Annotated in this window: 22 protein-coding genes; 10 read left to right on the forward strand and 12 right to left on the reverse strand. The window is 38.3% G+C overall.

The window, feature by feature from the left end; genetic code table 11:
* Nucleotides 1-151: 151 nt before the first annotated feature.
* From FFR48_RS11465 to FFR48_RS11475, 3 genes are all read left to right on the forward strand, one after another.
* The gene (locus FFR48_RS11465; protein ID WP_137667453.1) at nucleotides 152-379 is read left to right on the forward strand and encodes a hypothetical protein; all 228 of its coding nucleotides are present in this window, start codon (nucleotides 152-154) and stop codon (nucleotides 377-379) included.
* A gap of 33 nt (nucleotides 380-412) precedes the next feature.
* On the forward strand, nucleotides 413-559 hold the full coding sequence (locus tag FFR48_RS11470; RefSeq protein ID WP_190347868.1) for a PIN domain-containing protein: 147 nt from the start codon (nucleotides 413-415) through the stop codon (nucleotides 557-559).
* A gap of 159 nt (nucleotides 560-718) precedes the next feature.
* Nucleotides 719-2,203: a tetratricopeptide repeat-containing S1 family peptidase gene (locus FFR48_RS11475; protein WP_137667454.1), complete on the forward strand. Its 1,485-nt coding sequence runs from the start codon at nucleotides 719-721 to the stop codon at nucleotides 2,201-2,203.
* Nucleotides 2,204-2,797: 594 nt separating this feature from the next.
* Here the strand turns inward: FFR48_RS11475 and FFR48_RS11480 are convergent.
* Nucleotides 2,798-4,228, reverse strand: coding sequence for a serine/threonine-protein kinase (locus FFR48_RS11480; protein ID WP_137667455.1), 1,431 nt, complete (start codon nucleotides 4,226-4,228; stop codon nucleotides 2,798-2,800).
* Nucleotides 4,229-4,450: 222 nt separating this feature from the next.
* Here FFR48_RS11480 and FFR48_RS11485 point away from each other — a divergent pair, with 222 nt between their 5' ends.
* Nucleotides 4,451-5,128 (forward strand): DUF2301 domain-containing membrane protein, encoded by a 678-nt coding sequence (locus FFR48_RS11485; protein ID WP_137667456.1) that lies wholly within the window; start codon nucleotides 4,451-4,453, stop codon nucleotides 5,126-5,128.
* 46 nt (nucleotides 5,129-5,174) lie between these two features.
* Entirely contained in the window at nucleotides 5,175-6,428 is a 1,254-nt protein-coding gene (gene dprA, locus FFR48_RS11490; protein ID WP_236104056.1) for a DNA-processing protein DprA, read from the forward strand.
* Between the two features lie 49 nt (nucleotides 6,429-6,477).
* Here dprA and FFR48_RS11495 read toward each other — a convergent pair whose 3' ends face one another.
* The 6 genes from FFR48_RS11495 to FFR48_RS11520 form a co-directional block, all read right to left on the reverse strand.
* The gene (locus FFR48_RS11495) at nucleotides 6,478-6,843 is read right to left on the reverse strand and encodes a four helix bundle protein (protein WP_137667457.1); all 366 of its coding nucleotides are present in this window, start codon (nucleotides 6,841-6,843) and stop codon (nucleotides 6,478-6,480) included.
* Between the two features lie 49 nt (nucleotides 6,844-6,892).
* The gene (gene psb28, locus FFR48_RS11500) at nucleotides 6,893-7,261 is read right to left on the reverse strand and encodes a photosystem II reaction center protein Psb28 (RefSeq protein ID WP_096566054.1); all 369 of its coding nucleotides are present in this window, start codon (nucleotides 7,259-7,261) and stop codon (nucleotides 6,893-6,895) included.
* Between the two features lie 96 nt (nucleotides 7,262-7,357).
* A complete protein-coding gene (locus FFR48_RS11505; RefSeq protein ID WP_137667458.1) occupies nucleotides 7,358-8,956 on the reverse strand; it encodes a serine hydrolase in 1,599 nt (532 codons plus the stop codon).
* A 302-nt stretch (nucleotides 8,957-9,258) separates the two neighbouring features.
* The gene (locus FFR48_RS11510; RefSeq protein ID WP_096566051.1) at nucleotides 9,259-10,020 is read right to left on the reverse strand and encodes an RNA methyltransferase; all 762 of its coding nucleotides are present in this window, start codon (nucleotides 10,018-10,020) and stop codon (nucleotides 9,259-9,261) included.
* A gap of 114 nt (nucleotides 10,021-10,134) precedes the next feature.
* Nucleotides 10,135-10,644 carry a DUF29 domain-containing protein gene (locus FFR48_RS11515; protein WP_137667459.1) on the reverse strand — a complete coding sequence of 170 codons (510 nt, stop codon included), beginning with the start codon at nucleotides 10,642-10,644 and terminating at the stop codon, nucleotides 10,135-10,137.
* Between the two features lie 151 nt (nucleotides 10,645-10,795).
* Nucleotides 10,796-11,905 carry an S-(hydroxymethyl)glutathione dehydrogenase/class III alcohol dehydrogenase gene (locus FFR48_RS11520; RefSeq protein WP_137667460.1) on the reverse strand — a complete coding sequence of 370 codons (1,110 nt, stop codon included), beginning with the start codon at nucleotides 11,903-11,905 and terminating at the stop codon, nucleotides 10,796-10,798.
* 359 nt (nucleotides 11,906-12,264) lie between these two features.
* On the opposite strand from FFR48_RS11520, the gene FFR48_RS11525 reads away from it, so the two are divergent.
* Nucleotides 12,265-13,548 carry a valine--pyruvate transaminase gene (locus FFR48_RS11525; RefSeq protein WP_137667467.1) on the forward strand — a complete coding sequence of 428 codons (1,284 nt, stop codon included), beginning with the start codon at nucleotides 12,265-12,267 and terminating at the stop codon, nucleotides 13,546-13,548.
* A 5-nt stretch (nucleotides 13,549-13,553) separates the two neighbouring features.
* Nucleotides 13,554-14,243, forward strand: coding sequence for a ribosome maturation factor RimM (gene rimM, locus FFR48_RS11530; RefSeq protein ID WP_137667461.1), 690 nt, complete (start codon nucleotides 13,554-13,556; stop codon nucleotides 14,241-14,243).
* 45 nt (nucleotides 14,244-14,288) lie between these two features.
* Here the strand turns inward: rimM and FFR48_RS11535 are convergent, their stop codons facing one another.
* Nucleotides 14,289-15,200, reverse strand: a complete 912-nt coding sequence (locus FFR48_RS11535) for a sugar kinase (protein WP_137667462.1) — start codon at nucleotides 15,198-15,200, stop codon at nucleotides 14,289-14,291.
* A 20-nt stretch (nucleotides 15,201-15,220) separates the two neighbouring features.
* On the opposite strand from FFR48_RS11535, the gene FFR48_RS11540 reads away from it, so the two are divergent.
* Both FFR48_RS11540 and rsmI read left to right on the forward strand, forming a co-directional pair.
* On the forward strand, nucleotides 15,221-15,862 hold the full coding sequence (locus FFR48_RS11540) for a PH domain-containing protein (RefSeq protein ID WP_236104057.1): 642 nt from the start codon (nucleotides 15,221-15,223) through the stop codon (nucleotides 15,860-15,862).
* 165 nt (nucleotides 15,863-16,027) lie between these two features.
* Nucleotides 16,028-16,885, forward strand: a complete 858-nt coding sequence (rsmI, locus tag FFR48_RS11545; RefSeq protein WP_137667463.1) for a 16S rRNA (cytidine(1402)-2'-O)-methyltransferase — start codon at nucleotides 16,028-16,030, stop codon at nucleotides 16,883-16,885.
* A gap of 133 nt (nucleotides 16,886-17,018) precedes the next feature.
* On the opposite strand, the gene FFR48_RS11550 is transcribed toward rsmI, so the two are convergent.
* Together FFR48_RS11550 and FFR48_RS11555 are read right to left on the reverse strand one after the other, a co-directional pair.
* The gene (locus tag FFR48_RS11550) at nucleotides 17,019-18,782 is read right to left on the reverse strand and encodes an SGNH/GDSL hydrolase family protein (RefSeq protein ID WP_137667464.1); all 1,764 of its coding nucleotides are present in this window, start codon (nucleotides 18,780-18,782) and stop codon (nucleotides 17,019-17,021) included.
* 91 nt (nucleotides 18,783-18,873) lie between these two features.
* Nucleotides 18,874-22,236 carry an alkaline phosphatase gene (locus tag FFR48_RS11555; RefSeq protein WP_137667465.1) on the reverse strand — a complete coding sequence of 1,121 codons (3,363 nt, stop codon included), beginning with the start codon at nucleotides 22,234-22,236 and terminating at the stop codon, nucleotides 18,874-18,876.
* Between the two features lie 320 nt (nucleotides 22,237-22,556).
* Here FFR48_RS11555 and rpsU point away from each other — a divergent pair, with 320 nt between their 5' ends.
* The gene (rpsU, locus tag FFR48_RS11560) at nucleotides 22,557-22,736 is read left to right on the forward strand and encodes a 30S ribosomal protein S21 (RefSeq protein WP_008226419.1); all 180 of its coding nucleotides are present in this window, start codon (nucleotides 22,557-22,559) and stop codon (nucleotides 22,734-22,736) included.
* 469 nt (nucleotides 22,737-23,205) lie between these two features.
* Here rpsU and pth read toward each other — a convergent pair whose 3' ends face one another.
* Entirely contained in the window at nucleotides 23,206-23,838 is a 633-nt protein-coding gene (gene pth, locus FFR48_RS11565) for an aminoacyl-tRNA hydrolase (protein WP_096566037.1), read from the reverse strand.
* 54 nt (nucleotides 23,839-23,892) lie between these two features.
* Entirely contained in the window at nucleotides 23,893-24,144 is a 252-nt protein-coding gene (locus tag FFR48_RS11570) for a TatA/E family twin arginine-targeting protein translocase (RefSeq protein WP_137667466.1), read from the reverse strand.
* Between the last annotated feature and the right edge of the window lie 55 nt (nucleotides 24,145-24,199).

Genomic DNA, 24,199 nt, shown 5'->3' on the forward strand with positions numbered 1-24,199 from the left:
AGTGTGCATTTTTTGGGATTTCAAGAGATGGCAAAGAAATTTTCAAATCTCCTCCTGACTCCTGACTCCTGACTCCTGACTCCTGACTCCTATGCCCTCACGGAAAGACTTTCTCAGCAACCCCTAAATACTTTTATTCCCTGCTATGATTATGACAACAGAATTACTTCAAAAAGTTATAGAAACGGTGGAAACTTTGCCAATAGAAGAACAAAAGACTATTCTTCAACGTTGGTTATGTGAGTTAGAAGAAATTAAAGTTTCTCAATCAGATAAGTCTCAGATGAAATTATCAGAATTTCTGCTTTTACCTGAATTAGAAGAAAATGAAACATTATTTACAAGAGATAAAGACACAAGTAGAGATATTTCATTATGACTTATTTATTAGATACTTGTGTTATTTCTGAATATGTCAAAAAACAACCTTGTCAACAGTTTAATCGCTGCGACTGCATCTGAAAATAATCTGATCATTGTTACTCGTAATATTAGTGATTTTGCTTTTTCGTCTGTTAATGTTTTTAGTCCTTGGGATGAATATATCAGCATTGACTAAGGAGTAAACACAGACAAAAAAACACCCAAAATCAAACCATAAATTTAACAATCACATCCTGTAAATCCTCAAAACTCTAAATATCATTAATTTTTTGACCTTTGACTTTTGACTTTTGACTTCCCGAAGGGTGTCCTGATTCAGACAAATAAAAATAATATGCACTATAAATATACTCTTCCCACCTTATTTATCCTCACCTCCCTCACCCTGACACCACCAGCAACCGCCCAGGGTTTATCATGCAGTAAAGAAATAGATGCCATAGCCGAAAAAATCACCGTTTTAATTGATAATGGTAAATACAATGGTTCGGGAACTTTAATCAAAAAAGATGGGAATACTTATTCTGTTCTCACCGCTTTTCATAATTTCCGAGATCAGAATTTAAGATATACCATTGTCACCCCTGATGGACAACGTTATCCCATTAATGTGCAGAATATCAAACCTCTGGGAACTGCGGTAGATTTAACGGTAGTGCAGTTTAGCAGTAATAGAAGTTATCAAATAGCGAAGTTGGGTAATTCTGATGTGGTGCAACGTCGGGATAATGTTTATGTCGGTGGTTTTCGTCCCCCAACAGGAAATGTTCCTACTCCGCTTTACGACTGTTTTAATGGGGAAGTTTCCGCTAATGCTAAACAGGTGACTGTGGATGGTGGTTATAATTTGGTTTATACTAACCAGACTGTCAAGGGTATGAGTGGGGGACCAGTGTTAAACCAGCAAGGTGAGGTAATAGGTATTCATGGCCGGGGTGATGAGTTTGAAAATAGGAATTTAAATAGATATGCTGGTGTTCCTATTAATACTTTTATCAGGCTTTCAACGGGTGTAACTGCTAAACCTCCCACTGTGAGGTTAAATGTTGATGATTATTTTGCTTTAGGTTTGGATAAACAAAACAAAGGTGATAATCGTGGGGCAATAGTAGCTTATACTGAAGCTATCAAGATTAATCCTAACTATGCCCAAGCCTACATCGGCCGGGGAAATGCCCGTAATGATTTAGGAGATAAGCAAGGTGCTATAGATGATTACAACCAAGCTATCAAGATTAATCCTAACTATGCCGATGCCTACTACAACCGGGGAATTGTCCGTGATGATTTAGGAGATAAGCAAGGTGCTATAGATGATTACAACCAAGCTATCAAGTTTAATCCTAACTATGCCAATGCCTACATCAACCGGGGAATTGTCCGTAAGGAATTAGGAGATAAGCAAGGTGCTATAGATGATTACAACCAAGCTATCAAGATTAATCCTAACTATGCCAATGCCTACATCGGCCGGGGAAATGTCCGTAAGGAATTAGGAGATAAGCAAGGTGCTATATCAGATTACAACCAAGCTATCAAGATTAATCCTAACGATGCCCGAGCCTACAACAACCGGGGAAATGTCCGTAAGGAATTAGGAGATAAGCAAGGTGCTATATCAGATTACAACCAAGCTATCAAGATTAATCCTAACGATGCCGATGCCTACTACAACCGGGGAAATGCCCGTAATGATTTAGGAGATAAGCAAGGTGCTATAGCAGATTTTCAGCAAGCTGTGAAACTATATCAACAACAAGGAGGTAATGAATACTGGTTGAGAATAGCCCAAGATAGAATTAGAAAATTACAACAATAATAGTTTGTCTGAATCAGGATGTCCAGGATTTAAGGATGTACAGGATGTGATTTTTCAATTTCTTCTTTTCCTTTGCGACTTTGCTCCTTTGCGTCTCTGCGCGAAACTTTATCTGAATCAGGATTCACAGGATGTTAGATTACCTATTTCTGACTTGATTTGTCATTCTTTAAAAGGAGGAAAAAATGAATTTGGCTATCTTTGCACCAGGATTTTTAACATTGATGGTTGTTTATGACTTTGTGATTTTAGTTGATTACTATATCTGGCGACACGGATTCCCACTATAATATTATGATAACCGAAACTAGAAAAATGTCAAGGGGTTTTTGAGGAATATTCAGACAAAAAAATTCTCAGGACTTACGCAAAAGGGAACGAAAGTAGGGGTAATTCATGAATTACCCCTACGCAAGAATAAGGTTTTCAGTCACATCTTGCGTAAGTCCTAATTCTGACTTTTGACTTTTGACTTTTGACTTTTGACTTCCCGAAGGGTGTCCTGATTCAGACAAAAATCATCAATATCATTTTACCATGTTGTGAGTCAGAGACTCACGTTTTGCATTCCCAGTCTGAGACTGGGAACGAGAATTATTCGATTTCTATTGATTGAATTATCATTTCTACAGTGTTTAAAAACTTGTCATATTCATTTTCTTCTGCTGAATAAATAATCACATAAGCTTTATTTTCTTTCAAAGTCATTACATACATATTCTTGATTTTTTCATCACCGTTTCTACCAGTTGCAATGATTTTTCTTCCTTGTTTCCCACTAAAAAAATATGTATCTCTTGTTGTGACTTTCCCATCTGTTAAATTATCAGTTATATCCTGTTCTTGAAAGTTTTGCAGCTGATCTAAAGTTTCTAAATAAGGAAAACTACTAATTATCAATCTTGAATGTTTTCGAGGGTGAATAAATGTCACAAGTTTATCATCTAAAGCATTTGGTGTTGCATCTTGAGGCCAACATTCTGGATATTCCAGATTGATATTATATTCTCTGTTTTGATAGGTTGCTAACTTTCCATCACATTCAGGACGAGAACTGTTAATAAATACAAAAATAATAATTCCTGTCACTAATATACCTAATCCTACAGATGCAATTTTCAGAAGTAAGGGATTAAACTTTGTACCTATTGTAATTGTAGTGGATTCATCATTAGATTGATTATCAAGTTGATGATGATAAATTTGTTGTTGTGAGATTTGCTGTAATGCTGTTAATGCTTCTGTTGCATCAGCATAACGGTTTGTGTGATTGTATTCTACCATTTTATCTAAAAAATTAGCAAATCGATCACTAACGTTCACAAAATCACGCCAAATTAATTTTGCTTCTTGATCTCTTTCTAAATTTATAGGATGTTTACCTGTGAGTGCTTGAATACCAATCATTCCTACAGCATAAATATCACTGCTAAATTTAGTTGCTCCTATTTGTTGTTCTATTGGTGTATACCCACGAGTACCAATTGTAGTAGGATTTTGTGGTTGTTGATTTTCTAAATATTGAGTGCTGATTTGTTTGACTGCACCAAAATCAATGATGACTATTTTCTGATCTTTTTGTCTTCTTCTAATATTTTCCGGTTTTAAATCTCGATGAATTACTTCCTGTTCATGAATAAATACTAAAACTTCTAAAATATCTGTTAATAATTGAATTACAACATCTTCCTTCAACGGAATATTAGGACGAATTTCTTGTTTTAAATCATATCCTGCTATATATTCTTGAACTATAAAAAAATCTTGGTTTTCTTGGGGATAAGCTAAAAGTCGGGGTATTTGTGGATGTTTACCTAGTTGATGCAGGATTGTAGCTTCCCGTGCAAATAATTCTTGAGATTTTTTTATTGTTTCCGGTTCGGTGCTTGATGGTGTAAAATGTTTAACTACACATTCACTTGGTGGGGGTACTTGGGTATCTTCCGCTAAATAAGTTGTACCAAATGTACCCTGTCCTATCTTACTGATGATTTTGTATCGTGCTGCAATGATTCTACCAATCATCCGATTCACCCCTCTACCCAGATAATCATATACATATATTAAATCATGGCTAATAGCAATTTTACTGAAAACAGGGAAAGTTTCAGATCCCCCCAACTCCTGTCTTAATAAGCAGGGTTAAGATGAATTATACAGATATGGGGTTTTTCATGATGTAAAAATTCACAATATCATAATACAATAGCTATAGCAGTCAGTTAGCAATATCCTCTATTATTGAATATGACTACACAATCAATATCTACTCCAGAACCACAACCTACACCAGAAGTCTATCAAGGACAGTTTGGAGAATTTACCATTACTAAGGGCGATCGCATCGGTGTGATCATCTATCGTACCAGTTTAATGATAGCAGCAATTAGTTTTGCAATTGCTAGTAATTTAGCTTTATTTTATGGTGATTATCCCTTAGCTATTCAAGCTATTACCCCTCTTTACACTGTTTTTAGTTTAGCTTTGGGTGTGAGTTTATTAACTATTCACATATATATGAAGTTGCTACATCAAATTTTACAACTTTTCTGGATAATTGGTAGTATTTCTGCCTTAATTTTCGCACATTTGGATCATCAACCTTTTGCGAATACTATTTATAATCAACCACTAACATTATTTGGTGTGGGTTTTACTTTTGCTGCTTTAACAGGTATTTTCTTTAAAGAAGGATTTTGTTTTAATCGGTTAGAAACGAAAATCTTAACTCCCCTTGTTCCACTTTTATTATTAGGACATTTAGCAGGAATTTTATCAACTCAAGCAGAACAGGTTTTATTAGGTATTTGGGTAATTGCTTTTTTAGTGTTTGCGTTGCGGAAAACAGTACAAAATATTCCCGCAGATATTGGTGATAAGTCGGTTTTTGATTATTTGAAGAATCAAAGATTAGCAAAGGGTTAAAGATTAGAATATCTCACGCAAAGACGCAAAGGTTGATTTTTTGAAAATGTCTACTATAGAAGATCGCAAATATTGGTTAGCTTGGTCGCAAATTTCGGGAATTGGTCCAATATTATTACAACGATTACACCAGCATTTTGGTAAATTAGAAAATGCTTGGAAAGCGAGTCCTGCGGAATTACGAAAAATCGAAGGTTTTGGTTTTCAAACTTTAGAAAAAGTTGTACAACAAAGAAGTCGTATAAACCCAGAACAATTACTGATTCAACATCAACAAATAAACCCGAATTTCTGGACACCCGCAGATTTAGAATATCCCCAATTATTAAGAGAAATTCCCACACCACCAGCAATTTTATATTATCGTGGTGAAGTTGATTTACAAGAAAATTCAGGAAAAAAACCCTTGGTAGGTATAGTGGGAACTCGTAAACCTACAGAATATGGAATAAAATGGACTCGTCAAATTAGCACTGCTTTAGCTAAAAATGGTTTTACTGTGGTTTCGGGAATGGCCGAAGGAATAGACACGGAAAGTCACACCGCAGCGATGAAAGCAGGAGGAAGAACTATAGCGGTTGTAGGAACTGGTGTAGATGTTATATATCCTGTGAAAAATAAAGATTTATATCAACAAATTTTAAAATCTGGGATTGTTATTAGTGAATATCCTGCGAAAACTACACCTAACAGGACTCATTTTCCGCGCAGAAATCGTATTATTGCAGGTTTAAGTCGTGCAGTATTAGTGATGGAAGCGGGAACAAAATCAGGTGCTTTAATAACAGCAACTTATGCAAATGAGTTTTGTCGTGATGTTTACGCTTTACCGGGAAGAGTTGATGATGAACCCTCGCAAGGATGTTTAAAATTAATTAGTCAAGGTGCAGGTTTAATAAATCAACAATTAAATGAATTATTAATTATGTTGGGTGCTATTCCCCAAATAGATGTAGAAACTCCTCTTTTTAATTCTCTTCCTTTATCTCAACCAACTCAAACTAAGTTAGAAACTCCTAAACCAGAAACTCCTAAACCAGAAACTCCTAAATTAGAAACTCCTAAACCAGAAACTCCTAAATTAGAAACTCCTAAATTAGAAACTCCTAAATTAGAAACTCCTAAATTAGAACCAGAATTACAAAAGGTAATAGATATTTTAACTGTTGAATCTTTACCTTTTGATTTTATTGTGCAGAAAACAGGTATGGATGCGGGTTTAGTTTCTAGTTCTTTGTTACAGTTAGAATTAATGGGTTTGGTTTCTCAACTTCCAGGAATGAGATATCAGAAAATATAAGGAGTCAGGAGTCAGGAGTCAGGAGGTAGGAATAAGAAGAAGCTAGAAGTTATGAAGTAGAATTTTTGAGAATAGCTTTTGCATAACTATCTAATAATCTACTAACTTCTTGCAGTTTCAGCATTAATTCTGACGTATTCCCATATCCTAAATCATCTGTGAGAATAAGATAGTATCTACATTCTTCTAAAGAAGCTTGTGCAATATTCATGAATCTTACTTTATCTACGTCTCCTTTTTTCTTAAATCCTTCCGCGATATTTGCGGGGATAGAAACTGATGCGCGTCTAATCTGAGAAGTAAGTCCATATATTTCTGTGTTGGGAAAGTTAGCTGTTAATTGATATACTCCTAACACAAATTGATGTGCTTTTTGCCAGACTATTAAATCTTCAAATGTTCTTGCAGGTTGCATTTCTTCTAACTACTGACTCCTGACTCCTGACTCCTGACTCCTGACTCCTTTATTTTTCCCCATATTCCATTCCGTTTGCATCAGCATAACGGTGCAAAAAACGCATAATTCGTGCAAAATGATCTTCTCTTTCTACTTCAAATTTACAATCTACCCGTTTTAATTCATCTCCTTCATCACCACCAAAAATAAACTTTGTTCCCGTAGGAGTAACACTAATTTCTCCTTCTTCATCTGTTAATAATAGGGAATTTAAAGACTGTTTGGTAAAACTATTAAAACCGGACAAAGCTTTTAATTGTTCAAATTGCATGACAACAATGCGTTTACCAGTGCGGGTTTCTCTTCGTAAACTCACGTTACTCAGTTCTTCAAATAAACCTGCAAAAAATTGAATTGATGGAGGAGTAGATGTCATGATTAATTGGTGATTGGTAATGGGTAATGGGTAATTGGTAATAGATTAATCTAAAATCCAAAATCCAAAATCTAAAATCTAAAATTCTCCTGACTCCTATCTTGGTGGATAATATTGTGGAGTCATCATAGGAGGTTGATAAGTACCCATCGGTACATTATTAACCATACCATTGGGTGGTATTGGACTCATTACCTGGGGTTGAATGAAAGGTTGAATGAAAGGTTGAACTGGTTGAACTGGTTGAACTGGTTGAACTGGTGGTTGAAAACTTGTTGATGGTGGATTATTTGTAGGAGTGGGGGGTGTGACATTCGCTTGACTAAAGTTTTCGTAAGCAGCTTGAGAAATAGAACTAATCAGTGTTTCCGCAGCAGGATCATTATGAGGACGTTTTACCATGACAGCAGCAATGTAACGCTTACCGGTGGGGATATCAATTAAACCTGCATCTCCTAACATTGTCCCAATATCACCGGTTTTATGATATGCTCTTGCTCCTTCTCCTAACCCAGAAGGTATGAGAGTGTTTCTTTCTGTGCGACGCATGATATCTAACATTAAATCACGCGATCGCATACTGACTAAATTACCTTGATTCACTTTAGCAATTAAATCTGCTAATTCTTTGGGTGATGTGGTGTTTGTACCTTCTAAATCTGGTAAAATATTACGAATAGCTGTAGTTGTTAATCCCCAACTGCGAAAACGCCCATTTAATACTTCCTGGCCTCCCAGTCTGGTAATGAGCATATTTGTGGCAGTGTTATCACTGATAGTCATCATTTTTGTGGCTACATCCAACGCTGTGTATTTACTACCCACAGGTTGGGTGCGTAAATTACCAGAACCTCCTGCCACCATTTCTTTTTCCATAGTCAGCATTTCATCCAAGCGAATTTTTCCCCCATCGACATCTTGGAAAAAAGCTACTAAAATCGGAATTTTGATGGTGCTGGCAGCAGGAAAACTTGTACTAGCATTAATATCTACATAGCCACCCGTATCTAAATCTACCATGAAAACCCCAGGCGTTAGACTTGGGTTGGCGGTAGCTAGATTTTGTAAAGTAGATTTTAAAGTGGTAATTTCTTGAGCTAAGACTAAACCAGAACCAGATGCTTGGTTATTAGCATGAGATTGGGTGATATTGGTCTGAGATGGGGATGCAGAGGTTGTAATGATGCGATAAGCAGGGTCTAATATTGATAATATCGTGCCGACAATTGCACCTAGTCCGATACCAACAATCAATAAACGCAAGGTATACAATACAGCCTTAGCCATTGGCTTTAATCGCGTTTTCCGTGATGATTGCCTGGTTACTTTTAGCTTGCCTTGCTTTTTTACACGCACTGTTTTTAATTTCCCTGTAACCGATTGTGGCATTTTGGTTGACATATTTGCCTTTGGTTTAGGGATGGGTTTAACAGCTGTCGGCATGACTAACCGGCTTGATGGTCTTCGCCCCTCAGTTGTAACATTAGCAGAACTGATAGGATTGTTTAACCTTGTGAGTGCTACAGTTTCCCCTCTGTTTGCACCATGCTGTTGCTTCCTGGCTTGTTTTTGTCCTGCCTTTTGGGACTGTTTTTGGGCTTGTCCTTGGTCTTGGCTTTGAACAGGACGCGTACGACGACGCTGGGAAGACTGCCGTTTTGAGACAGCTATTAGTTTGTCATTTGATTCTGACACTGCTACTCCTTAGTTACCCACTCGACTGTTTTGTTTGTCAAATTTCGACCCAAAACTAACTACACTATGCACCTTGATACTCAGAACCCCTTCTGTTACTAAGCAGCATTTTTCAGTTTAGTGTAAGTCATAATCAATGCTTTTGGAAGATGATATCTAAAAAATATATAGGACTCCTATTTGATTATTGAAAAAAACTCCGTACACCAAAATTCTCTAAAAGCCTTTTGCATGAGTGCCTCTTGCCTGCCTACACAGATAAATGATAAATTCAGAAGTCAAACCCGATGACTATAGTTCCATCATAGTCCTGAGTTTTCTAAGCTGTTGTAATTTTGAATTGCCCATTGTACTTGTTTAATCATACCTCTGAGCATAGCAACTTCCGTGGTTTGTAGGTGGGCGCGGTTATATAAATGGCGGAATTTTTCCATCCTACTGGCTGCTGTGTGGGGATAAAGATAACCTATGGCAAGTAGTAGAGATTCTAATTCCTGGTAGTAGGGTTCTACAGTGTCCAAGGGTGCTGTTTCTGTTGTCGGTGTTTTCTGGGTGATAAAATTTTCCGCTAGTTGTGATAATTCGTAACAACAGATTGACACCGCAGTAGCTAAGTTTAATGATGGGTATTCGGGATTTGTAGGAATAAATACTAACTTTTGGGCATAATTGATTTCTTGATTGGTTAATCCCCGATCTTCTCTACCAAAAATTAATGCTGTGGGTTTTTCTGGTTCTGCTAATAACCAGGGGAAGGCGTGACGGGGGTTTTCTAAGGGTAATTCTCCGCTATAATCTCTACCTATGGTAGCGATCGCACGGGTACATCCTGTTAATGCTTCTGGTAAAGTATCAACTATGACAGCATTTTCTAATATTTCTTTGGCGTGAACTGCCATTTTTAAGGCTTCAAAAGATAGGCGATCGCACTGAGGGTTTACTAATATTAAATCACATAAACCAAAGTTTTTCATTACTCTGGCAATTGAACCTACATTTAATTCTCCTGCTGGTTCTACTAAGATAATTTTTATTTTCGAGCAGGTTGTTTTTTCTGTTGTCATAAAAGATCCATAAGTCAGGAGTCAGGAGTCAGGAGTCAGGAGTCAGGAGTCAGGAGTCAGGGGAAAGTTAATAAACCAATTACCAATTACCAATTACCAATTACCAAATAAAGTTTATTTTATTAAATCATCGGTTGCAGGTTCACCGGGTAAAAAGCTATCTTTGACAATTTCATCTAAACTATAATTACATTGTTCTGGAAATGTTGAAAATGGTAAGTTTGTTTCTCCTGATGCTAAATCTCTACCATTTTCATAAGCTTCACTGTTCAATATTTCTAGTTGAGATTTTAAACTAGGATTTTCATTTAATAATTTTAAGATATCCCTTCTTTGAATGCGAATTGTTGCTAACCAACTGCGACTGCGTTTACCTGGTTGATATTCCCATGTTAATAAATGTCCGATTAAAATACTCAGACGGTTTCTTAATTCTTGTCGTTCCTTTCTACCCAAAGATTCAATTTCCTCTATTAAATTTGATAAGTCTAAATCATGCCATTGTTGATGTCGTAGAAAGTTAGCTTGTTGTTGAGTCCATTGATAAAAGTCAATTTCATAGAGATGATCTTGAAAATGATCTTTCAGGTTTGCTGCGGTTGGTTGAATTTTAGGGATTTGCATAATCAAAAATCTGGTGAACTGTAATAATTATAATATATACATCATGGAATAGGTGACAGGTGACAGGTGACAGGTGACAGGTGACAGGTGAAAGTTCATAGATAATTATTTGTTACCAATTACCAATTACCAATCACCAATTACCCATTACCTAAAATGTCACCACACTTCTTATTGATTCCCCTCTGTGCATTAAATCAAAAGCATCATTAATTTTTTCAATGGGCATTACATGAGTAATTAAATCATCAATATTGATCTTTCCATCCATATACCAATCTACAATTTTCGGTACATCTGTCCGCCCTCTTGCACCGCCAAAAGCTGAACCTTTCCAAACTCTTCCAGTTACTAATTGAAAAGGACGAGTGCTAATTTCTTGACCTGCACCAGCTACCCCAATAATAACACTTACTCCCCAACCTTTATGACAACATTCTAAAGCCTGACGCATAACTTTTACATTACCAATACATTCAAAAGAATAGTCAGCACCACCTTTAGTTAAATCTACTAAATAAGCAACTAAATCACCTTCAATTTCGTTAGGATTAACAAAATGTGTCATCCCAAATTTTTCAGCTAAGGCGCGTTTATTGGGATTAATATCCACACCCACAATCATATTCGCGCCAACCATTTTCGCACCTTGGATCACATTTAAACCTATTCCCCCCAAACCGAAAACTACGACATTTGCACCAGGTTCAACTTTAGCTGTATTAATAACTGCACCTATGCCCGTAGTTACACCACATCCGATATAACAAACTTTATCAAAAGGCGCATCTTCCCGAATTTTAGCAACTGCAATTTCTGGTAACACCGTATAATTAGCAAAAGTAGAAGTACCCATATAATGATGAATCATGTCACCACCAATACTAAATCTACTCGTACCATCGGGCATCACTCCCCGTCCTTGGGTAGCGCGAATAGCTTGACAGAGGTTGGTTTTAAAGCTTAAACAATATGCACACTGCCGACATTCGGGAGTGTATAAAGGAATGACATGATCTCCGGGTTTAACACTTTTGACACCTTCCCCCACTTCCACAACCACACCAGCACCTTCATGACCTAAAATAGCGGGAAATAAACCTTCTGGATCTGCACCAGAAAGGGTATAAGCATCAGTATGACAAACTCCACTAGCTTTAATTTCTACCAATACTTCCCCCGCTTGTGGTCCTTGGAGTTGCACGGTTTCAATAGTTAGCGGTTTACCTGCACTGTAAGCGATCGCTGCTTTCACTTCCATTATTCACTTCTCCCCTAAATTAACTGATCTAATCTAAAGTTAATACTACTGTCACCTGTCACCTGTCACCTGTCACCTGTCACCTGTCACCTGTCACCTACTCACTCAAGATTTTTTCTGAGCGATCGCTTGCCAAACTCTATTACCGTATAGTACATTAGTACCGATTACAAGAGAAACCCCCCAGTCTCACAAACTGGGGTTTTATTATTTACTTCTAACTCCTGACTCCTATTCCTAACTAGCAACTTGGGTTATTATTTTTGAATGTTTTTTCAATGATTTTCGGGTACGGTGATTCGCAGATTTTGTTAAAATCTAAATCTCAATAACAATTCCTTTATTTTGTAACAAACATGATGAAACCTGCCCTTACTAAAATCGGCACTCAAATGTCTAACTTGACTGGCGTAAGAGCGATTATGAAAGATATTAATGAAACACTCCGAGCCAATCAGGGGCAGGTATTGTATAATTTGAGTGCGGGTAATCCCCTGATTTTACCAGAGGTTGAGCAGTTATGGCGTGACTGTACCGCAGATTTATTAGCTAGTTCTGAGTATGGTGAAGTTGTTTGTCGTTACGGTTCTTCTCAGGGTTATGCACCTTTCATTTCCGTGATGGTGAAGGATTTTAACGAGCGTTATGGTTTAAATTTAACAGAACGGAATATTTTAGTTACTGCTGGTAGTCAAACTATTTATTTCTACGCTGCTAACTCTTACGGTGGCTATACTGATGATGGGGATTTAAAAGAAATTGTTTTACCTTTAAGTCCAGATTATACAGGTTATGGTGGGGTGAGTTTATGCCCAGAAGCGTTAATTGCTTATAAACCTACTTTAGATATTGACAGCGCCAATCATCGTTTTAAATATCGTCCTGATTTTAGCCAACTTTCTATTAATGAAAATACTGGTTGTGTGATTTTCTCCCGTCCTTGCAACCCTACAGGTAACGTTTTAACTAATGATGAGGTTGAGAAAATCGCCGCTTTAGCTGCACCTTACAATGTACCAGTTTTGATAGACTCAGCTTATGCGCCTCCTTTCCCAGCGTTAAATTTTACAGAGATGAAACCTGTATTTGGTGATAACATTCTTCATTGTATGAGTTTATCCAAGGCAGGTTTACCAGGGGAAAGACTGGGGGTAGCTATCGGTGATGAAAAACTGCTGCAAGCTTTAGAGTGTTTCCAAACTAATGCAGGGATACATTCTTCTAGATATGGTCAGGCGATCGCTGCTCGTGCGATAGAATCAGGTGCATTAGCGGATATTGCGGAAAATGTGATTAGACCTTTCTATCAGCAAAAGTTTGAGGTATTAGAAAGTACGTTAGCAGCAGCAATGCCCAAAAATTTACCTTGGTTCTTACATCGGGGTGAAGGTGCAATTTTTGGCTGGTTGTGGCTGCAAGATTTACCGATGACTGACTGGGAATTTTACCAGGAATTAAAGAAAGTGGGTGTGATTATTGTTCCTGGTAGTGGTTTCTTCCCTGGTTTAAAAGATGAATGGGAACACAAACATCAATGTCTGCGTATCAGTTTGACTGGTAGTGATGAGGAAATTACTATCGGTATGCAGCGTTTGGCTAAGGTAGCAGAACAGGTTTATCAACGTGAAGCGGTGAGTGTGTAAGAGGAATGAACCACGAAGACACGAAGGACACGAAGAGAAGAAAGCAGGGGAGCAGGGAGCAGGGAGCAGGGGGAAAAAAGAAAAAGTCCCCAGTCCCCAGTCCCCAGTCCCCAGTCCCCAGTCCCCAGTCCCCAGTCCCCGATCTTGATGACTGGATCGAGATTGGTAAAATTGTTGCACCTCAAGGTTTAGGTGGGGAGGTGCGGGTTTATCCTAATACTGATTTCCCGGAACGGTTTGAGGAGGCGGGTACTCGCTGGATGTTGCGGCCAGGGGAGTGTGAACCGCAACCGGTGGAGTTGTTACAAGGGCGGTATATTGAGGGTAAGAATCTATATGTGATTCAATTAGAAGGGGTGAGCGATCGCACTGCTGCGGAAAATCTGCGAGATTGTCGGTTGTTTGTCCCTATTAGCGATCGCCCTGAATTAGAAGAAGGGGAATTTCATGTTATAGATTTAATAGGATTGTCTGTCTTCATGCAGGAATCTGGGGATTTAATCGGAACAGTTGTAGATTTATTACCTTCTGGTCATGATTTATTAGAGGTGAAGTTTGATCCTGCTTTTGATGAAAAAAAAGCTGGAAAAACTGTTTTAATTCCTTTTGTCATGGAAATTGTTCCTGTTGTTGATTTGGAAAATCGGCGGATTGAAATTACTCCTCCTCCTGGTTTATTATCAATTAATGATTAGAAGTATTTAATCAAAAATTCTTGTGGGGTAGTCAAGATGTCTACCCTACTGATCAATTGATAATTGACAATTGACAATTGATAATTTTTTCATCCAACGACGTGAACCAAAATATTTACAAGCTTCCGCAGCAATATTACTTGCTAATTCCAAGGATTGAGGAAAGTTATTTTGTAGGATATAATGACAAAAAGCACCATGAAAAATATCACCCGCGCCTAATGTATCAATGGTTTTAATTTTGGGAACATTGATCAACCCTTTTTCTTTATTACTTAAATATTCTATGGGTTTTTCTCCATGAGTAATGGCAATGTAAGGGATGTTAAAACCTTGCAAATAATTAAAAATATCTGCTTGATTTTTGCAGTTGGGAGGATAAAAGTTAGCCGAACAAATAGCATAATCTACAAAAGGTAAAATTTCTTCAAAACCCGCTTTCCAACTTCCTCCATCAATAACAACAGGAATATTTTTATTTTTATTTTTATTTTTATTTTTCGCTGTTTCGGCAATTATTTTACTTACTGCCATTTGATGTCCATCAATTAAAATAATATCAATATTATCTAATATATCATCAGGAATAGAGTTAATATCAGCTTGGGTTTTTACGGCATTTATAGAAATTACTGCTCTTTCTCCTGTACCTTGGGTGACAATGATTGAAGATACTGGTGGGGATGTTTGTTTATTAGGATCTAAGTCAATTATTCTTATTTGGTAATTTGCTAAATCTGTAGTAATTAATTGTGTCATGGAATGAGAACCCAGAACACCTAAAAGTTGAGATTTATTACCCAAGTAACTAAATGTAACAGATGCGTTGGTTGCTGGTCCACCTGCTGCTACAGTATAATCATTAGCAACTAATTTTTGATTGTTCTGGGGTGGTGATTCGGCAAGGTAAATTAAATCTAAAGTAATTAAACCGACAAATAAAGCTGATTTAGTCATTGGTGATTGGTGATTGGTGATTGGAAAATTATACAGGAGAAACAGAAATTATGTTTAAGAACATGGCAATGGACGCACTGGGTTTAAGTGATATTGGTGCTGTGATTAAACCAGAAGATTATAATAAGGTTGATAGTGATGATTACGTAATGCACGAAGAAGGGGAAAAAATCTACTTTTTGATTAAATCAAAAACTGATGAATACTGTTTTACAAATTTAGCATTAATCCATCTTGATGGTAGTTCTGCTATGAGCAAAAAACGGTTACTAAATCGTTATAGCTACAGTCAAAATATCATTAGAGATGTAAGGTTAGAAACCGCAGGAACGGTAGATTTAGATATTGAAATTAAGTTTGTTATGGGGGATAAATCCTATTCTATTGATGTGGCAAAAAATTTTATTGCTCCCTTAAAAGATTTATACAAAGCATTGGTAAAAATTTCTTCCATTCAAAAAGAAAATGGAGTTTATTACCAATATGCTCAAACTAGCTTAAATACTGCTTCTAGTACAGTAGGTAGAGCAACTAATATTTCCACTTCAGAAGAACAGTTTAAGGCTATTAACTGGTATGCTTTTAATTGGTTAAAATATGCCCATGAAACTTATGTGAGAAAAGATTTTGGGGAAATTTTTGAGAAGTTTATTAATAATTAAGCAAGCATTCAGCTATCAGTAATCAGTCATCAGCTTTCAGCTATAAGGTTTGTTATCAAATAAGCAAAATTTTATTGATTTTTTTTAGTTGTTTGCTGATAGCTGACGGCTGAATGCTTACACAAAAACAGCCTTCTACCTGTTGTCTTCTAAAAAATAATAATTATGGCAACTGAACCCAAACCAGGAACATTATACATTGTTGGGACACCGATTGGAAATCTCGAAGATATGACTTTTCGGGCGGTGAGAATATTACAATCTGTAGATATGATTGCGGCTGAAGATACCAGACATACAGGAAAATTGCTGCAACATTTTCAAATTAAAACACCGCAAATGAGTTATCATGAACATAATCGTAATAGTCGCATTCCTGAAATATTAGAATCTTTAAAATATGGAAAAGCGATCGCATTAGTTAGTGATGCGGGAATGCCAGGAATTTCTGATCCGGGATATGAGTTAATTAAAGCTTGTGTAGATGCAGAAATTGATGTTGTTCCTATTCCCAGTGCGACTGCTGCCATTACCGCTTTAAGTGCTTCTGGTTTACCCACAAATCGGTTTATATTTGATGGATTTTTACCTGCAAAAAGTCAACAAAGACGAGAATATTTACAGTCTTTGTTAACAGAAATTAGGACTTTAGTTTTTTATGAGTCTCCCCATCGGTTGCGGGAGACATTAAAAGATTTAGGTGATATTTTTGGCGGCGATCGCCAGATAGTCATAGCTAGAGAATTAACTAAATTATATGAAGAATTTTGGCGAGGAACAATAGCAGAGGCGATCGCCCATTATCAACAAAAAGAACCCCAAGGAGAATATACCCTGTTAGTGGCAGGAATAGAACCCAGCAAACCACAAATTACAGAAGCAGAACTCAAAGCCGAACTATTAGCAATGATGAAACAAGGTGCTTCTCGTTCTCAAGCAAGTAGACAATTAGCAAAAGAAATATCAATTTCTCGGAATAAATTATATCAGTTGGCATTAACAATTGAAATAGATAATGAATAACGAACCACTCCAGGCGCAGAAGACACAGAGATTAATAGAAATCTCCGGTAATTAAATTTGCGTCTTTTAAAACCCTTGTAGAGACGTTGCATGCAACGTCTCTACATTGAATTTTCGGAGATGTCTAATGGTTTTAAACAAAAGCGAAATTAGCAGCAGTTAAATTTGCAGTGTTAACACCATTCAAAATTGCCACGGTTGTTGCACCGATCGCAATATTATTACCACTCAAGGTCAGATCATCAAAACCAAAATTAGCACCTTGACCAGCAATACCTAAAACATCTGTACCGATAGTAAAATCAAGGATGGTATTTGCAGCAGTAGGTAACTCAACATTAACGATCCAAAATTGATCCGCACCTGCACCACCGGAAATGATATTATTTCCACCTTCTTGAACATAGAAAATATCATCACCTTCACCACCCAAAGCACGACCATTAGCGCCCAGGAAGAAAGTATCAATTCCAGCACCACCAGAAAGACGATAACCAGTAGCATCAGTAGCGTCTAGTATATCATTACCACTACCACCAAAAGCGCGATCGCCATTTCCTACATCAATAGTATCAATACCACTACCAGTAAAGATACGGTTATTACCTGCTAAAACCCCCCCAGCAGGAACATCTACTTGATCATTTCCTGCACCTGTAAAGACAATGTTGTTCTGACCATCGAATTGACTACCAGGAGTGGCAATTAATTTATCATCTCCTGGAGTTCCTACAATCGGGGTTTTATTGTTAACGACATTAATAGTAAAAGTATCACTAACAGTTTCTCCAGCTTTATCTGTAGCTGCGACTTTAACATTCAGATTCCCTACATTATCATTAGTGGGAGTACCGCTAAAGGTGCGGGTTGTAGTATTAAAATTCAGCCAATCTGGTAAACTACTACCATCAGCTAAGGTGGCAGAATATTTAATTAAATCAGGAATTACTCCATCATTAAGCAGTGTATTTTCAAATGTATCTTTTATTAACTGATGCCCTCTTGTTGTGGGATGAACATCGTCCCAAAAACCATATTGATCAGGGTTAACTGGATTAGTAGCAGTAATTAGCGGCTGAGTAATATTAGTGAATTTGTAACTAGCAGGATTAGTGCTAAACGCTGTACTCAAACCAAAGATATCTACTAAAGATAAATCAACACTTAGGGCTGGTTCTAAATTATTTAAAGCTTGACTTAAAGCTGTATTAAAGCCATTAGAAATTGCTCTGGCATTAGCTACATTATTACTAGCAATAACTCCAGGGGTCGTACCTAAATCTGCTAAATTGCCAACTACAATTTTTTTAGCGCCTAATCCTGCTAAAGTTATAATTGCATTACTAATATTAGTAACTGCATTAGTCACAGCCTGAGTAGGATCAGCATTAGTCACAGCCTGAGTAGGATCAGTAGCAAGATTGAGAAAATCATTAGCACCAGCCCAGATTACATAAAGTCCATCTTTACCGATGGGGTTGGCATTTGAAGTTTTAAATTGCTGAATTTGTGTAAGTAAACCAGGTATGGTTATTGAACCAAGAGTGTTGCTGACTCCTGTATCTGCGCCGAAAAAGGCGTAGTTTTGAATTGATTGATCTGTAAATTGTAAGTTAGGTGCAAGGTAATCAACCCAAATCAAGCCATTAGAAGCACGTCCTTGATAATTAGGTGATGGTGGAATGGTATTACCGGATGCTTTGTAGGCATTACCTGTATCTGAGAGGCTGTCACCAAAGATGACAAGGTTTTTATAGGGATTAACTGCGTCTGCATCGGAGAACGTATTTTGAGGTAGTGTAAATGTAAAGGTAGAATTGATCTTAACTACTTGATCTAAAAGTGGATTTTTGAGAATGGGTGCGGTATTCATGTTTTGTCCCTTATTAATAGACATTTCCGGTAATTAAATTTGCGTCTTTTAAAACCCTTGTAGAGACGTTGCATGCAACGTCTCTACATTGAATTTTCGGAGATGTCTAATGGTTTTAACTAAAAGCGAAGTTAGCAGCAGTTAAATTTGCAGTGTTAACACCATTCAAAATTACCACGGTTGTTGCACCGATCGCAATATTATTACCACTCAAGGTCAGATCATCAAAACCAAAATTAGCACCTTGACCAGCAATACCTAAAACATCTGTACCCATGCTAAAGTCAAGGATGGTATTTGCAGCAGTAGGTAGATCAACGTTAACGATCCAGAACTGATCCGCACCTGCACCACCGGAAATGATATTATTTCCACCTTCTTGAACAAAGAATTTATCATCACCGTCACCACCTAAAGCACGACCATTAGCGCCCAGGAAGAAGATGTCATTTCCAGCACCACCAGAAAGACGATAACCAGTAGCATCAGTAGCGTCTAGTTCATCATTACCACTACCACCAAAAGCGCGATCGCCATTTCCTACATCAATAGTATCAATACCACTACCAGTATGGATACGGTTACGGCCAGCAATGGGAGAAGTTGCTGTTTGTGCGTCTACTTCATCATTTCCCGCACCAGTAAACACAGAATCATTGATACCATCAAAGGTAGTATTAGCTGCACCAGCAATTAATTTGTCAGCATCAGGAGTTCCTGAAACTAATTGGGTTTCTTGTTGGGAAGCAGCAAGTTCTGGAGTCACGCCGAACAAAGTCTTGTACATGAGATCATATATCTCAGTATTGTCCAGAGTGCTGGGTAATTTGTCCGCATTCATCCCATAAGCTTTAGAAACAATGCTACCGGGGAAGTCAGGAGTACCCACCCAAGCAACACCAAAGTTACCCATTGGTCCATCTATGCTATTCACAGATGAGAAAGGTCTCCAAGGATCTGCAACTGTGCCTGTACTACCATTAACACCATCTAAAACTGCCTGATTGGTATTAGTTGTAGTGGGGTTGATGCGGACAAATGGCGCACTAGGTTCAGTATCTGCTAGAGCCGGAACAGTGGTAGAGTTACCAGAAGGACGAGGATAAGGAGCAAATTGGAAAACCTGCATCCCACCGGCATCACTGTCAGCGGCAGTTAATACTAAAGTATTTGGATCTTTGGTATTAACATAATTCATTGCCACACCAATAGCTGCATCAGCCCGCCGTAGAGCTTCCACAGTACCTACAGCATTGTTGTCATTAGCGAAGTTATCCGTACCTTCTTCTTCAATAACTACAAAGAAACCCTCAGGATCTTGGCTGAGAATTTTTAAAGATGCCTCTAGCATCTCTGCAACTGTAGGCGCAGTGTTTAGGTAGAGAGGTAAGGGATTAGCAGTGTTTAATCCTAATAGTTCTTCCTGGCGATCGTCAAAGGTGTGGTTAGCAGCAAAAACTCCGAGTAACTTTGTGGAAGCAGTAGCACTTGCTACGGCAGTGTTCATTTGCTCTTCTGTGTAGACCACAGTATAGCCCAAGGACTTTGCTAAATCAATCAGGTTAGTGGTGGGACGATCTTCGGCATCAGCGAAAGCAGCATCAATTGCGGCGGTAACGTGGAAACCTGTAGTACCTTTGGGCAGTAGGTAAACTTCGCCACCTGCCATGATGATCTGAGTGCCAGATCGAATTACCTGTTCAGCAATTTCGGCAGTTTTATCACGGGCGCGGAGGTTATTGCCCACGCGGTTTGTAGTCGCAGCAGCAAAGGCGGCTGTTCCAGGTTCACCAATGTGACCTGATTGAATGAGGGCTGTTGCTTTACCAGCAGCGATCGCTTCTTCTAAAATTGTATAGCCAACTTTACCAGAAGCAGGTGTAATAGTTGTGTTATCCTCTTTTAAACCAAAGGATTCATTAAATACCTTCACACCAGTAGCATGAGTTACAGCCCCGGCGTTGGAAGTACCAGTTAACTGGTTTTCCATGTGTCCCAGGTAAACACCCGCATCAGACATTTTATCCCAATTCAATCTGCCATCAGGACCTTTGTCAATGTTGCGAAGTGCCATGAAGTGAGAGGGACTTGTACCATCCGGGTGAATGAAAATTACATTTCCCGTCTGTCGAGTCGCTTTGGGTGCTGGTGTGGGGTCAGGGTTACGAGATGGTAGTTGAACGTTGAACAGCGTCTCATACATCAACTCATAAATTTTGGTATTGTCTAAAGTTGCAGGTAATTTATCTGCATTTAAACCATGCGCTTTAGAAACAATAGAACCAGAAAAATCTGGTGTACCTGACCAACCAACACCAAACTTGAACACATCACCATCTGCATCAGGTGCAGCCACGAAAGGCGCAGTGTCAGCACCGGTTTGTCCATCTAAGGGTACGTTGCGGTTTGATGTAGTGGGGTTATTATTAACAGTACCTACGGTTGCACTAGTGCGGTCTATTACTTGTAAACCACCAGCATCACTATCAGCAGCCGTCAACATCAAGGTGTTAGGATGTCTTTCGATGAAATCTAATGCTACACCAATGGCTGCATCTGTACGACGTAAACCTTCTAAAGTTCCAGCCGCATTGTTGGCATTACCGAAGTTATCACTACCTTCTTCTTCCACAATGGTAATTGAACCCTTGTTAAAGTTGGGGTGTTTTTCGATCAACTTCTGGGTGACATCCAACATTTCAGCAATAGTTGGGGCTGTTTGCCGATACAGAGGTAAATTCTGTCCAGCTAAAACTTCCTCTGCGCTATCGTTAAAAGTGTGAACAGGTGCAAATACACCTAACACTTTTGTTGGGGCTGTAGTTAAATCAAGTAGGGATTTGAGTTGATCTGCTGTATAAACAACTACATAATCCAAGCTTTGAGCTAGTGTAATCAGGTTTTGCGTGGGGCGGTGTAAAGAATTTGTGCTAATAGCATTTAGTTGGACAGCAGTACCATGGAAACCACTAGTACCCACTGGTAATAAGTTAAGTTCACCACCACCCATGATGAAGTTAACACCTGACCTGATCACCTGTTCGGCAATTGCCGCTTGTTGAGCGCGGGGTACAGTGCGAGTGCCATCAGGGTTGAGAATTTCCTGTGTCTTAGCAACAAAAGCAGCTGTACCAGGCTCATAAATCGCTCCAGATTGCACTAAAGCCGTGACTTTTCCTGCATCTCTGGCTTCTTCAACAATGGTTTTATTAGTTCCTGAAAGAGAAGTAATTGGTAAATTATTCAGTTCAAAGCCAAAGGATTCAGCGTAAACTTTAACACCTGTAGCGTGAGTCACAGCACCAGCATTAGATGTTCCACCTAACTGGTCTTCCATGTGTCCCAGATAGACACCAGCATTAGACATCTTATCCCAATTCAATCGCCCATCGGGTCCTTGGTCTACAAACCGTGCAAAAGCAAAGTGAGATGGACTTGTTCCATCTGGGTGCATGAAAATGACGTGATTACCAGCCATAAAACCTCTGAATAAGTAGTTCAGTGTTTGAGATATATTTTGATCTCATTTAAACGGGTAATTGTTAAGAGAAGTCACGGCAAAAGGTTAATTGAAAGTTATTTATTTCTTAATTTTTGTTAAATTATGTTTTAATTACAAGTTAAGGATGTAAAAATTTTAATTAATTTTAATTATTTTAAAATATTTATGAATCAGCTTAAATGGGCAAGATAGTTAATTCCAAAATAAGATCAAACTCGTTTGACACTATATAGTTTTGCTAAGTTTGCGGCTAATATTACAATGGAGATAATTGACAAATTGAGGAAAGACCCAGAATGACCCAAGTGGTTCTAGGAGAAAACGAAGGAATAGATTCAGCCCTGCGTCGGTTTAAACGCCAGGTTTCCAAAGCTGGAATTTTGGCTGACGTAAAGTATCATCGTCACTTTGAAACCCCCCTGGAAAAGCGCAAACGTAAAGCAGTCGCAGCTAGACGGAAACGCCGTTTTAAATAAACCTATTCGGTTTAGTAATGGATTGCTTGAGATATCCTTATAAATCAAGCACAATACCTTTACCATGTTCTTAAAATAATTCAGGAAGCTGCGACACACCCCTGATGGGGTGTAATTTTATTGGTGGAACTTAGTGCGTAAGCCTTTTGTCTTGCTTAGATGGAGTTAGCGGAAATCGCTTTCCATCTAACAAAAATGGTGATTGGTGACTGGTGACTGGTGACTGGTGATTGGTGATTGGTGATTGGTGATTGGGGACTGGTGACTGGTGACTGGTGACTGGTGATTGGGGACTGGTGACTGGTGAGAAATATTTACCTTCTGACTCCTGACTCCTGACTCCTGACTCCTGACTCCTTGATCTCCTGACTCCTGACTCCTGACTCCTTGATCTCCTGACTCCTGACTCCTGACTCCTGACTCCTTGATCTCCTGACTCCTTGATCTCCTGACTCCTGACTCCTAACTCCTATCCCTCAGCACTCCAGCTATTACAACGGTTCATGGCTTTTTCTACACCTTGCTTTAAGGTGAGTTCTGCACACTCAACCACAAAGTCTAAAACCACATTCATTAATTTTGATTCTGTAGCAGAGAACTTTCCCAAAACATGAGAAACCGTGTCAGCATTATCCTCATTTGCTGCACCTTTGGGTTTACCAATACCGATGCGTAAGCGGGGGAAGTTTTGACTATTTAAATGGGAAATAATACTCTTCATCCCATTATGTCCACCTGCTGAACCAGATAAACGCAGGCGAGTTTTTCCTAACGGTAAATCCATATCATCATAAATGACTAACACAGATTCAGGAGGTATTTTATACCAACTTGTTACCGCTTGGACTGATTGCCCGGAACGGTTCATGTAAGTTAGCGGTTTTAAAAGCCGAATTTTACCGCCTCCAGGTGCTAAACCTTCTGCAAAATGTCCTTGAAACTTACGATTTTCGGTTAAAGAAAATTGCCAAGCGTGGGCAAGAGCATCAATAGCCGCAAAACCAATATTATGGCGTGTTTGATCATACTTAGGCTCTGGATTCCCCAACCCGACTATTAACTGGGGAATAACCAAAGCAGGTTGCTTAACAGCTTCTGTCATCCGATTTTTGGATTTTGGGTTAATTTAGAGGATAAATCTGAAATTTGGAGAATTTTAGACAGAATTATCCTGTTTAGTAGATTCTATTTGTTTAGGTTCGAGTTCAGCAGTGGTTTTTACAGGTTGGTCTAGTTTTTCCGCTTCTTTCTTAAATTCGTTTTGAAACTCATTAGAAGCATCTTGGAAACTGCGAATGGTTTTACCCAAACTACGACCGATTTCTGGTAGTTTCTTAGGACCAAAGATTAATAAAGCTACTACCATAATTACAGCCATTTCTGGCAAACCAATACCAAATATATTCATTATTTTTTTCCTTTAGCTCATCTTCAAATATATCAGGTGACTGGGGACTGGGGAC

The sequence above is a fragment of the Sphaerospermopsis reniformis genome (assembly GCF_005402885.1).
In the GTDB taxonomy this organism is placed as follows: Bacteria; Cyanobacteriota; Cyanobacteriia; order Cyanobacteriales; family Nostocaceae; genus Sphaerospermopsis; species Sphaerospermopsis kisseleviana.